Source organism: uncultured Enterovirga sp. (genome assembly GCF_964242715.1).
In the GTDB taxonomy this organism is placed as follows: domain Bacteria; phylum Pseudomonadota; class Alphaproteobacteria; order Rhizobiales; family Beijerinckiaceae; genus Enterovirga.
This window is the reverse complement of the sequence record NZ_CAXTAZ010000054.1, coordinates 23,253-33,824: the sequence shown is the minus strand read 5'-3', so window position 1 is coordinate 33,824 and position 10,572 is coordinate 23,253. Positions and strand designations below refer to the sequence as shown.

The 10,572-nt window shown below is 68.7% G+C and carries 12 protein-coding genes; 7 read left to right on the top strand and 5 right to left on the bottom strand.

Annotated features, from left to right (window positions below):
- Window positions 1–743: glycosyltransferase (locus tag ACFE87_RS20760; RefSeq protein ID WP_375461564.1), on the top strand; the 743-nt coding region annotated here is incomplete at its 5' end.
- 24 nt (window positions 744–767) lie between these two features.
- On the opposite strand, the gene ACFE87_RS20755 is transcribed toward ACFE87_RS20760, so the two are convergent.
- Window positions 768–2,210: a mannose-1-phosphate guanylyltransferase/mannose-6-phosphate isomerase gene (locus tag ACFE87_RS20755; RefSeq protein ID WP_375461563.1), complete on the bottom strand. Its 1,443-nt coding sequence runs from the start codon at window positions 2,208–2,210 to the stop codon at window positions 768–770.
- Window positions 2,211–2,432: 222 nt separating this feature from the next.
- Between ACFE87_RS20755 and ACFE87_RS20750 the strand changes: the two genes are divergently transcribed.
- Genes ACFE87_RS20750 through ACFE87_RS20740 form a run of 3 tightly spaced genes read left to right on the top strand, consistent with a single transcriptional unit; the run spans window position 2,433 to window position 4,459 of the window.
- Window positions 2,433–3,443, top strand: coding sequence for an SPFH domain-containing protein (locus ACFE87_RS20750; RefSeq protein ID WP_375461562.1), 1,011 nt, complete (start codon window positions 2,433–2,435; stop codon window positions 3,441–3,443).
- A gap of 3 nt (window positions 3,444–3,446) precedes the next feature.
- Window positions 3,447–3,893, top strand: coding sequence for an NfeD family protein (locus tag ACFE87_RS20745; protein WP_375461561.1), 447 nt, complete (start codon window positions 3,447–3,449; stop codon window positions 3,891–3,893).
- 35 nt (window positions 3,894–3,928) lie between these two features.
- Window positions 3,929–4,459: a GNAT family N-acetyltransferase gene (locus ACFE87_RS20740; RefSeq protein ID WP_375461560.1), complete on the top strand. Its 531-nt coding sequence runs from the start codon at window positions 3,929–3,931 to the stop codon at window positions 4,457–4,459.
- Here ACFE87_RS20740 and ACFE87_RS20735 read toward each other — a convergent pair.
- Both ACFE87_RS20735 and hrcA read right to left on the bottom strand, forming a co-directional pair.
- Window positions 4,438–4,737, bottom strand: coding sequence for a DUF6916 family protein (locus ACFE87_RS20735; protein ID WP_375461559.1), 300 nt, complete (start codon window positions 4,735–4,737; stop codon window positions 4,438–4,440). The genes ACFE87_RS20740 and ACFE87_RS20735 overlap by 22 nt on opposite strands.
- A gap of 239 nt (window positions 4,738–4,976) precedes the next feature.
- Window positions 4,977–6,068, bottom strand: a complete 1,092-nt coding sequence (hrcA, locus tag ACFE87_RS20730) for a heat-inducible transcriptional repressor HrcA (protein WP_375461558.1) — start codon at window positions 6,066–6,068, stop codon at window positions 4,977–4,979.
- 121 nt (window positions 6,069–6,189) lie between these two features.
- Here hrcA and rph point away from each other — a divergent pair, with 121 nt between their 5' ends.
- The 3 genes from rph (at window position 6,190) to ACFE87_RS20715 (ending at window position 9,096) form a co-directional block, all read left to right on the top strand.
- On the top strand, window positions 6,190–6,909 hold the full coding sequence (gene rph, locus ACFE87_RS20725; RefSeq protein ID WP_375461557.1) for a ribonuclease PH: 720 nt from the start codon (window positions 6,190–6,192) through the stop codon (window positions 6,907–6,909).
- On the top strand, window positions 6,906–7,592 hold the full coding sequence (gene rdgB, locus ACFE87_RS20720) for an RdgB/HAM1 family non-canonical purine NTP pyrophosphatase (RefSeq protein WP_375461556.1): 687 nt from the start codon (window positions 6,906–6,908) through the stop codon (window positions 7,590–7,592). Before rph ends, rdgB begins: the two co-directional genes overlap by 4 nt.
- Before the next feature lie 184 nt (window positions 7,593–7,776).
- The gene (locus ACFE87_RS20715; protein WP_375461566.1) at window positions 7,777–9,096 is read left to right on the top strand and encodes an HD-GYP domain-containing protein; all 1,320 of its coding nucleotides are present in this window, start codon (window positions 7,777–7,779) and stop codon (window positions 9,094–9,096) included.
- Between the two features lie 71 nt (window positions 9,097–9,167).
- Here ACFE87_RS20715 and dksA read toward each other — a convergent pair whose 3' ends face one another.
- The gene (gene dksA, locus ACFE87_RS20710; protein ID WP_375461555.1) at window positions 9,168–9,584 is read right to left on the bottom strand and encodes an RNA polymerase-binding protein DksA; all 417 of its coding nucleotides are present in this window, start codon (window positions 9,582–9,584) and stop codon (window positions 9,168–9,170) included.
- Between the two features lie 258 nt (window positions 9,585–9,842).
- Window positions 9,843–10,535: an arylesterase gene (locus ACFE87_RS20705; protein WP_375461554.1), complete on the bottom strand. Its 693-nt coding sequence runs from the start codon at window positions 10,533–10,535 to the stop codon at window positions 9,843–9,845.
- Between the last annotated feature and the right edge of the window lie 37 nt (window positions 10,536–10,572).

The following is a 10,572-nucleotide window of genomic DNA, read 5'->3' as shown; positions in this document are numbered from 1 at the left end:
TCGACAGCATCGTCGGGCGCTCGACCTTCAAGAACTACCGCATCCTGGTGCTCGATAACGGCCGCATGCAGGACGACGTCGCGGCGCACCTGCGCGGACTGGGCGTCCGGATCGAGCGCTACAGCTTCGAGCCGCCCTTCAACTTCCCCCGCAAGGCGAATGCCGGCTTCGCGCTCGTCGAGACGGAGGACGTCATCCTTCTCAACGACGACGTCGAGGTGATCTCGCCCGACTGGATCGAGGCGCTGATCGGCCTCACCGGCCGGCCCGGGATCGGGGCCGCGGGCGCGCGCCTCCTCTACCCGAATGGGCGTGTCCAGCATCAGGGCGTCGCGCTGGGCGTCATGGGCGCCACGACCCACGTCTTCCACAATCTCCCGGCGGACGCGATCGGCTATAACGGCTACACGCACCTGATCCGGAACTATTCCTGCGTGACCGGCGCCGTGCTCGCGACGCGGATGAGCCTCGTGCGCGAGCTCGGCTTCTTCGATGCAAGCTTCTCGGTGGATTTCAACGACGCCGATTACTGCCTGCGACTCGGTAGGGCCGGATACCGGGTGGTCTATTCACCCTTCGCGCAGCTCTATCACTTCGAGGGCACGACCCTGAAGCGCTCCGTCGTCACGGCGCCGGACGAGACCGCCTTCCGGGCGCGTTGGGGAGAGACGATCGAGGCCGACCCCTATTACAACCCGAACCTCCCGCGGGATCGGGGCGATTACGCCGTCTCGGTCTGGTGAGGCGGCAAGACGGGCGGCGAAGGCCTAGGCCACGCGCCCATAGGCATCTTCCACCCGGATGATGTCGTCCTCGCCGAGATAGGAGCCGGACTGGACCTCGATCATCTCGAGCTGGATATGGCCGGGATTTTCCAGCCGGTGCGATTCGCCCTGCGGGATATAGGTCGACTGGTTCTCGTAGAGCATGAAGACCCGCTCGCCGCAGGTGATCTGGGCCGCGCCCCGCACCACGACCCAATGCTCGGCCCGGTGCCGATGCAGCTGGAGCGAGAGCCGGCCGCCGGGCTTCACCGTGATGATCTTGACCTGGAAACGGTCGCCCGAGATCAGGCTGCGATAGCTGCCCCAAGGCCGATGCACCTCGGCGTGGGTGTCGGCCTCGCCGAAACCCTTCAGGCGCAGGAGGGCGAGGGCGTCCTTGACGTTCTGGGCGCGTGACTTGTCGGCGACCAGCACGGCGTCGTCGCTGGCCACGACGAGCACGTCCTTGAGCCCGAGCGTCGCGACGAGGAGCCGGTCGGAGCGGATGAAGGAATCCTTCGTGTCGATGCCGACCGCGTGGCCCAGGACGACATTGCCGTCGGCATCGGGGAGGTGGGCGGCCTGGATGGCGTCCCAGGCGCCGAGGTCGTTCCAGTCGAGCGCCACCCGGGCGACCGCCGTGCGGGAACTCCCCTCCATCAGGGCATAGTCGATCGAGATCGATTCGATCCGTTCGAAGGCCTCGCGATCGAGGAGTATGGCGCCGTCGTCCCGGCGGGCGCGTGCGACGGCCTCGCGGGCGGGCTCCAGGAGGTCGGGCCGCCGTTCCGCCGCCTCGGCCAGGAGCGTCTGCGGAGCGAACAGGAAGATGCCGGCATTCCAGACGAAGCGGCCGTCAGCGAGCATTCGGGCTGCATTCGCGGCATCCGGCTTCTCGACGAAGCCGGCGGCCTTCCGGACCGGGCTGTCCGGATCCGGCACCGGGTCGCTTCCGACCTCGATATAGCCGTAGCCCGTCTCCGGCCGGGTCGGCTGGATGCCGAAGAGGCAGATATGGCCGGCCCGGGCAGCCGGCACGGCGGCCAGCACCGCAGCCCGAAAGGCGGCCGCATCCTTGATGACGTGGTCGGAGGGCAGGAGCAGCACGAGGCCGTCGCCGGCCTCCTGGGTGACGAGGCTCGCGACGAGGGCCACCGCCGCGGTGTTCCGGGCCACGGGTTCCAGCACCACCGGACCCGACCGGATGCCGAGCGCCTCGATCTGGTCCGCGACGATGAAGCGATGGGCTTCCGCCGCGATGAAGGCCGGAGGCGCAAAACCCTGTCCGGTTACCCGCATCGCGGTCTCCTGAAGAAGGGTGCGATCTCCCACGAAGGCCTGGAACTGTTTTGGCATGCTGGCGCGCGAAATCGGCCACAGCCGCGAGCCGCTGCCGCCGCACATGATAAAGGGGTGAATGCCCTGCTCGCTCACGGTATCCGACACGTCCAGCCTCTTGGTCGATCTCCGGCGCTTGTACAGGCGGATTCCGGAGGGCGCATCCCCGTCGCCGCCGAAGGGTGAATCGCCGACCTGGACGGGAGCATCGAGGAGCGGTTCTGGCCGCTCGTGTCGCGACGCAATCGTTCCGACATCGACGTATGATCAAGGACCCGAGTAGGATCGCGGTCGCGGATGGGCCGGCGGGCGCGGTCCCCGGAGGTTTCGATGGGTTACAACATCTTCGCGATCGTGGTCGTGGTCCTCGTGATCGTCACGATCGCGGCCGGCGTCCGGACCATCCCGCAGGGCTATGTCTACACGGTCGAGCGGTTCGGCCGCTATTCGCGCTCGCTCGGCGCCGGGCTCGGCCTGATCGTTCCCTATGTGGACCGCATCGGCCACAAGGTGAACATCATGGAGCAGGTGCTCGACATCCCGTCCCAGGAGGCCTTCACCCGCGACAATGCCGGCGTCACGATCGACGCGGCCGCCTTCTACCAGGTCCTGGACGCGGCCCGGGCCGCCTACGAGATCACCAACCTGAACCAGGCGCTGCTCGTCCTCACCATGACGAACATCCGCACCGTGGTCGGGTCCATGGACCTCGACCAGCTCCTGTCGCATCGCGACGAGATCAACGAGAAGCTCCTCCAGGTCATGGACGCGGCCGCCTCGCCCTGGGGCGTCAAGGTGACCCGCGTCGAGATCAAGGACATCCTGCCTCCGGCCGACCTCGCCGGCTCGATGGCCCGGCAGATGAAGGCCGAGCGCGAGAAGCGTGCGGCCGTCCTCGAGGCGGAAGGTTTGCGACAGGCGGCGGTGCTGAAGGCGCAGGGCGCCAAGGAATCGCAGATCCTCGCCGCCGAGGGCCGCAAGGAGGCGGCATTCCGGGATGCGGAGGCGCGCGAGCGTCAGGCCGAGGCCGAAGCCAAGGCCACCGCGATGGTGTCGGACGCGATCTCGCGCGGCGACCTCGCGGCCGCGAACTTCCTGGTGGCGGAAAAGTATGTCGAGGCCATCAAGGCCATCGCCACCGCCCCGAACCAGAGGGTCGTGATCGTGCCGATCGAGATGGCGTCCATCGCGGGCACGCTGGGCGGTATCGCCGAGATCACCCGCTCCGTGTTCGGGACCGATCCCGGCTCGACGAGCGAGCCGCACCTCGCCCGCACGTCCCGGTCCCTGCCGCCGACCACCAGGCCGGCGAATTCCGACGGGTCGGTCCCGGAGAGCTGAGCCATGGCGTCGTTCATCGCACTCGGGCCCTGGGCATGGCTGATCGTCGGGCTCGTGCTGATCGGGCTCGAAACCCTGTCGCCGGGCATTTTCCTGGTCTGGTTCGGGATCGCAGCGATCCTGACCGGCCTCGCCGATTGGGCCTTCGACCTGCCCTGGCAGGGCAACCTCCTCGGCTTCGCGGCTTTGTCCGGCCTTGCCGTAGCGGCGGGACGGCGGCTGACCCGGCAGACGGGCGACGACATCCCGGGCGACCCGAAGCTGAACCGGCGCGTCGAATCCCTGGTCGGCCGCACTTTCCTGCTCGATCGGCCGATCACGGCCGGCGAGGGCCGCATCCGGGTCGACGACACCGTGTGGCGCGTGGTCGGACCCGAGATGGCGGCCGGCAGCTCGGTTCGCGTGGTTCGGGCGGACGGCACGACGCTGGTCGTCGAGGGCGCGTCCTAGCGGCCCATGCGGAAGCAGCTCGCGGCGTCGCCGCCATGATCCTCGATTCCGGCTTGCGAGATTGGGCGCGGGCGGCCGAAGCCGGTCTCGTCTTCCGGCCTATCGAGGAAGCCGATCTGCCGTTTCTCGAACGCGTCTATGCCTCGACGCGAGCCGACGAACTGACGCGGGTGGATTGGCCCGAGGCACGCAAGCGCGCCTTCGTCCGCATGCAATTCCAGGCGCAGCACGCGCATTACCAGACGCATTACTCCGATGCCGAGTGGCTCGTGATCATGGAGGGGCCGGAGCCGATCGGCCGTCTCTATCTCGAGCGCTGGCCCAGCCAGCATCGCATCATCGACATCACGCTGCTGCCGGAGCATCGCGGCCGCGGGCTCGGGGAAAAGCTGCTGCTCGATCTGCAGGACGAGGCGGCGGCGGCCGGAAAGGCGGTCTCGATCCATGTCGAGACCTTCAATCCGGCGATGCGGCTCTACCGGCGTCTCGGCTTCGTGCTGGAGGAGGACAAGGGCGTTTATCACCTCCTCGGCTGGAGCCCGCCTCAGGCGAAGACGGCCTCGTAGGCATTGCCGTCCCCCTGCGGTCCCAGGGGGACGATGAACATCTCCATCACGCCGAGTTCCGGGTGGGACAGCGGGTAGGTCGCCTGGGGCAGGAAGGGGCCCGGATCACCCAGGAAGACCAGCGAGAACGCGCCCCCGGCCCGGGGGGTCGGGCCGAGCCGCTGCACGTCGGCCAGCCGAAGCGCCAGGTTGCCCGACGAGCCCTGGAGGTCGAAGACGTCATCCTTGCGCGGCGCGAAGGACTCGAACGTGGCTTTGGCCAGATCGAAGGTGGTCATGGGCGTGTCCCGGTCGGTACGGCGGGCCGCGTCGGCCGCACGCGACCGATGGACCGGGATCGTCCCCTGGGCAAGACGCCTCAGCCGAACCGGCCGGCTATCTTCCCCGCGCCTGCGACGAGTGACGTGTCCGGCCGGTCGTCCGCCGACCGGCAGGTCCCAAACGGATCGGCGGACATGTCCGGAGAGCGACACAGGGCTGATCACCCGATCCGAAGCCCGACCAGGCGGGCTGACTCTCAGCGCCGGCTCGGATCCAGAAGCCGCGACACCACGCGGGCCGTGAAATCCACCATCGGGACGATGCGGGCATAGTTCAGCCGGGTCGGGCCGATCACGCCGACCGCGCCCACGACGCGCTGCTGGCTGTCCCGGAACGGCGCCGCGATCACCGAGGAGCCGGACATCGAGAACAGGCGATTCTCGGAGCCGATGAAGATGCGGACGCCTTCGCCGTCTTCGGCCCGGGTCAGGAGGTCGATCACGTCCGTCTGCGTCTCGAGATCGCCGAAGAGAAGCCGCATGCGCTCCAGGTCCTCTGCGGCCCGAAGGTCCTCGAGCAGGTTCGCCTGGCCCCGTACGATGAGGTGTCGCGTCTCGGAACTGCCGACGCTCAGCGCGAGGCCGCTCTCGACGAGCCGCCCGGTGATCGCGTCGAGCTCGCGCTCCATCTCGGCCCGGCGGCCCGCAACCTCGTCCCGGACCTCTTCGAGCGTCCGGCCGATGATCCGGGCATTCAGGAAGTTCGACGCCTCGACCAGGGCCGAGGCCGGCATTCCGGCCGGCAGGTCGAGGAGGCGGTTCTCGACCGAGCCGTCTTCGGAGACGAGCACCACGAGGGCGCGCGCCGCATCGAGCTGCACGAACTCGATCTGCCGCAGACGCGCATTGGATTTCGTGGTCACGACGACGCCCGCGCCGCGCGAGAGGCCGGACAGCATGACGGAGGCCTCCGCGAGCGCACCCTCGAAAGTCTGGCGGGAGGCCGCGACGCGCATCTGCGTCTCGACCCGCTCGCGCTCGTCCTGGGTGACGTCCCCGATCTCGAGGAGCGCGTCGACGAAGAAGCGCAGGCCCTGCTGCGTCGGCAGCCGGCCGGCGCTGGTATGGGGCGCGAAGATGAGGCCGGCCTCTTCGAGCTCCGCCATCACGTTGCGGATCGAGGCCGACGAGAGCGTCATCGGCAGGATGCGGGCGAGCGTCTTCGAACCGGTCGGCTCGCCGGTCGCCAGATAGCTTTCGACGATCTGCCGGAAGATCTCGCGGGAACGGTCGTTCAGTTCGGCCAGCTGCCGGAATTGCTGCGAGCCGGGAGAGATCGGCATGTTCATGACGGCCGGTCGCCTCGGGTGGGAAAAACTATCTGCCGCCTCGCCCCGCGCTCCGCAAGGGTCGGCTTGCCGCGCCCGGCCGCGGATTCTACACAGCGCGCCTCCACATCACGGGAACGGCATGACTCGGCCCTCGAACCGCAGACCCGACGAATTGCGCCCGGTAACGCTCGAGCGCGGCGTCGCACGCTATGCCGAGGGCTCCTGCCTCGTCTCCTTCGGCCACACGCGCGTGCTCTGCACGGCCTCGCTCGAGGAGCGCGGCCCGCCTTGGCTCCGCGGCTCCGGCCGGGGCTGGGTCACGGCCGAATATTCCATGCTGCCGCGCGCCACCCATGAGCGCACACGCCGCGAGGTGACCTCCGGCAAGCCGTCCGGCCGAACCCAGGAGATCCAGCGCCTGATCGGGCGCTCGCTCCGCGCCGTCGTGAACCTGCCGGCTCTCGGCGAGCGCCAGATCACGGTGGATTGCGACGTCCTGCAGGCGGATGGCGGCACCCGCACGGCGTCGATCACGGGCGCCTGGGTGGCGCTCCACGATTGCCTCGCCTGGATGCGGACGCGCTCGATCATCTCGGTCGATCCGCTGCGCGACCACGTCGCCGCGATCTCCTGCGGCATCCATCAGGGCAAGCCCGTGCTCGATCTCGACTACGCCGAGGATTCCGCGGCCGAGACGGATGCGAATTTCGTCATGACCGGCGCGGGCGGCATCGTCGAAATCCAGGGCACGGCCGAAGGCAAGCCGTTCTCCGAGGAGGAGTTCATCGGCCTCCTCCGGCTCGCGAAATCCGGGGTGAGCGAACTGGTCGCTCTTCAGAAGGCGGTGGTCGCGGCGTGACGGCCGGCCGTCGGCTCGAGGGCCGGGTCGTCATCGCGACCCACAATGCCGGCAAGCTTGCCGAGATGAAGGGGCTCCTCGCCCCCTTCGGCATCGAGGCGGTCTCGGCCCGCGAGCTCGGCCTCGCCGAACCGGACGAGACCGGGACGATGTATGCCGAAAATGCCGCCATCAAGGCGCGGGCGGCCGCGCGCGCCACGGGGCTGCCGGCCTTTGCCGATGATTCCGGCATCGCCGTCGAGGCGCTCGATGGTGCGCCGGGGCTCTTCTCGGCGCGCTGGGCCGGCAAGCCCGCCGATTTCGAGGCCGCAATGGCGCGGGTCGAGCGTGAACTCGCCATCCGGGGCGCCGCCACCGACCCCGAACGGAGGCGGGCTCATTTCGTCTCCGCGCTCGTGATCGCCTGGCCGGACGGGGAGGAGGCCTTGTTCGAGGGCAGGGTCCACGGCCAGGTCGTCCCGCCCCGGGGCCGGCAGGGTTTCGGCTACGACCCGATGTTCCAACCCGACGGGGAGAGCCGAACCTTCGGCGAGATGAGCGCCGACGAGAAGCACGGCATCGACTGGGACACGGCGGAGCCGCGCGCGCTGTCGCATCGGGCGAGGGCGTTTCTGGCCCTGGCGCGCGCGTGTCTCGATCCTCGCATGGAACCGCCGCCGTCGAGTCGGGATCCGCGAAGCTGAGCGGATCCTTCGCGAAGGATTAAGCCCTGGCCCGCATGGTCGAGAGCCGGTCCAGGCCGACCGGTTCGGACTTCCCATGTCGATCCCATCGGACCCGGCAATCCCGGCGCCATCGCCGAGCCGCTACGCGACGCCGGACCTTCGCCTCTCCGAACTGCTCGGCGCGCTGAGCCACGCCCTCGACATGACGGAGGGCCAGCCCGCCGGACACTGCGTGCGATCCTGCTGGATCGGCATGCAGCTCGGCCGGGAACTCGGCCTCGCGGAGGACCAGCTCTGGGAGCTGTATTACTGCATTCTCCTGAAGGACCTCGGCTGTTCCAGCAACGCGGCCCGGATCTGCGAGTTGTACCTCGCAGACGACGTCGGCTTCAAACGCGACTTCAAGACGGTCGGCGATAGCCTGCCTCAGGTGCTTCGCTTCGTCTTCGCCCATACCGGGTTGCGGGCAGGGCTCGCGGAACGTTTTCGGGCGATCGTCAACATCGTCCAGAATGGCGGCCAGATCGCCCAGGAGTTGATTGAGACGCGGTGCCATCGCGGCGCGGACATCGCACGGCAATTGCGGTTCGGCGAACCCGTCGCCCTGGGAATCCAGGCGCTCGACGAGCATTGGAACGGGGGCGGACGGCCCCTCGGACTCTCCGGCACCGCCATTCCGATCTATGCCCGGCTGGCTCTCGTCGCGCAGGTCGCGGACGTGTTCTGGCAGACCGGAGGGCGTGACGCGGTGACGGCCGAGATCCGCCGCCGCTCGGGGACCTGGTTCGATCCGGCCGTGGTCGCGGCTTTCATGACGGTCTCGCGGGACGAGAGCTTCTGGTCGACGCTGGAGCAACCGGACCTCGCGACCGCCCTGTTCGCGCTCGAGCCGGCCCAGCATGTTCGGCTGATCGACGAGGACCATCTCGACGACATCGCGGCGGCCTTCGCCCAGGTCGTCGATTCGAAGAGCCCGTTCACGAGTGGCCATTCGGCGCGGGTCGCCCTCTTCACCGACCTGATCGCCGAGACGATGGGCCTCCCGCCCGACCATCGTCGCTGGCTGAAGCGGGGCGCGCTCCTGCACGACATCGGCAAGCTCGGCGTCTCGAACGCCATCCTGGACAAGCCCGGCAAGCTCGACGCGGAAGAATGGGTCGCGATGCGCCAGCATTCCGCTCTCACCGAGACGATCCTGTCGCGCATCTCGGCCTTCGACGAACTCGCCCGCATGGCGGGCGCGCATCACGAACGGCTCGACGGCAAGGGCTACCCGAAGGGGATCGGCGGGGCGGAGATCTGCCTTGAGACCCGCATCATCACGACCGCCGACATCTTCGATGCGCTCACGGCCGAGCGGCCCTACCGGGCCGCGATGCCGGTGTCCAAGGCGCTCGCGATCATGGAGGGCGACATCGGGACCGCGATCGATCCCGATTGCTTCGCGGCGCTCCGTTCGGCGCTGCTTCGTCTCGATCAGGATCGCGCCGACGCCGCTCCGCCGATGGCCGCCGCCGCCTGACCTATTCCGTCCCGCTGCCCTGCAGGTAGCTCGGCCGCCTCTGCAGCATCGTCAGCGACGGCCGTTCGGGATCAGTCGTCCCGGTGGACGCGCTCCTTGCGCTCGTGCCTTTCCTGCGCCTCGATCGAGAGCGTCGCGATGGGCCGGGCCTCCAGCCGCCGGAGCGAGATCGGCTCGCCGGTCTCCTCGCAATAGCCGTAGGTGCCCTCGTTGATTCGCGAGATCGCCTGGTCGATCTTCGAAATCAGCTTGCGCTGGCGGTCGCGGGCCCGGAGCTCGATCGCCCGGTCCGTCTCCGACGAGGCCCGGTCGGCGAAGTCGGGATGGTTCGGGTTCTCCGTCTGGAGCGTGGACAGCGTGCCCTGGGACTCCTTCAGGATATCGCCCTTCCAGGCCGCGAGCTTGCACTTGAAATAGTCCCGCTGACGATCCCCCATGAAGGGTTCGTCGTCGTCCGGGTGGTAGCCGTTTTCCGCCATCTTCGGCATCACTTGGCCCCTCAGCCATGTCTCCGCTTCGAGGCGGATTATGGGGCGCGCGTATATATCGAACGCCCGCCTTGCGACAATGGGTTCTGCGCCTAACCGGCCATCATGACGGAGGAGCGACGGCCCATCGTTTCGGCATCTGCCTCGCGCACGGCCCCACGCAGTGCGAAAGCGGCCCGATGCGAGGGCTGGCCAGTCGGTCCGGCCCCTGTCGATCGCCTGGCGTGTCCGCCCAGAAAAGAGGCTGCGCGCCGGGCCTCAGCGGCCGAGCCGGGTGAGAAAGGTCTCGACGGACGGCAGGATGCGCTCGGCGATCCGGCGCACGCCCTCGGCCGAGGGATGGAGCCCGTCGGGCAGCGTCATCCGGGCTTCCCCCGAGACGCCGTCGAGGAAGAACGGATAGAGCACCAGGCCGTATTTGCCCGCGAGGTCCGGATAGATCGAGTCGAATCGCCGCACGAAGTCGGGACCGAGATTGCGGGCCGCATACATGCCGGCGAGCAGGACGGGGATGTTGCGGGCCTTGAGGCGTGACACGATGGTCTCGAGCGCCTTTCGGGTGACCTCGGGATCGGTGCCGCGCAGCATGTCGTTCGCGCCGAGTTCGACGATCACCCCATCGGTTCCGTCCGGCACGGACCAGTCGAGCCGCGCGAGACCGCCGGACGCGGTGTCGCCCGAGACGCCGGCATTCGTGATCGTGACCGCATGGCCGCGCGCCCGGAGCGCGGCTTCGAGTACGGTCGGGAAGGCCGCGCTCTCCGGGAGATTGTAGCCGGCCGTCAGGCTATCGCCGAGCGCGACGAGCTTCAGGGGCTCGCCCGGCGCGGCTCTTGCGGAGCCGGTCACCGCGGCTAAGGCAGCCACGAGGACGACGGCCAGGATGCCGCAGACGCGTTGGACATGCGCTCGCCCTGTCCCATATGAGCCGCCGCGCCGGGTTCCCGCCATGCCGTCCACCTCTGCATCATCTCGGCCGTGAGATTGG

What these genes read in the sequence shown, in the direction of transcription:
- ACFE87_RS20750 (WP_375461562.1), top strand. Translation starts at nt 2,433, where the DNA reads ATGGGTTACAACATCTTCGCGATCGTGGTCGTGGTCCTCGTGATCGTC.
- ACFE87_RS20745 (WP_375461561.1), top strand. Translation starts at nt 3,447, where the DNA reads ATGGCGTCGTTCATCGCACTCGGGCCCTGGGCATGGCTGATCGTCGGG.
- ACFE87_RS20740 (WP_375461560.1), top strand. Translation starts at nt 3,929, where the DNA reads ATGATCCTCGATTCCGGCTTGCGAGATTGGGCGCGGGCGGCCGAAGCC.
- ACFE87_RS20735 (WP_375461559.1), bottom strand. Translation starts at nt 4,737, where the DNA reads ATGACCACCTTCGATCTGGCCAAAGCCACGTTCGAGTCCTTCGCGCCG.
- hrcA (WP_375461558.1), bottom strand. Translation starts at nt 6,068, where the DNA reads ATGAACATGCCGATCTCTCCCGGCTCGCAGCAATTCCGGCAGCTGGCC.
- rph (WP_375461557.1), top strand. Translation starts at nt 6,190, where the DNA reads ATGACTCGGCCCTCGAACCGCAGACCCGACGAATTGCGCCCGGTAACG.
- ACFE87_RS20715 (WP_375461566.1), top strand. Translation starts at nt 7,777, where the DNA reads ATGACGGAGGGCCAGCCCGCCGGACACTGCGTGCGATCCTGCTGGATC.
- dksA (WP_375461555.1), bottom strand. Translation starts at nt 9,584, where the DNA reads ATGCCGAAGATGGCGGAAAACGGCTACCACCCGGACGACGACGAACCC.
- ACFE87_RS20705 (WP_375461554.1), bottom strand. Translation starts at nt 10,535, where the DNA reads ATGGCGGGAACCCGGCGCGGCGGCTCATATGGGACAGGGCGAGCGCAT.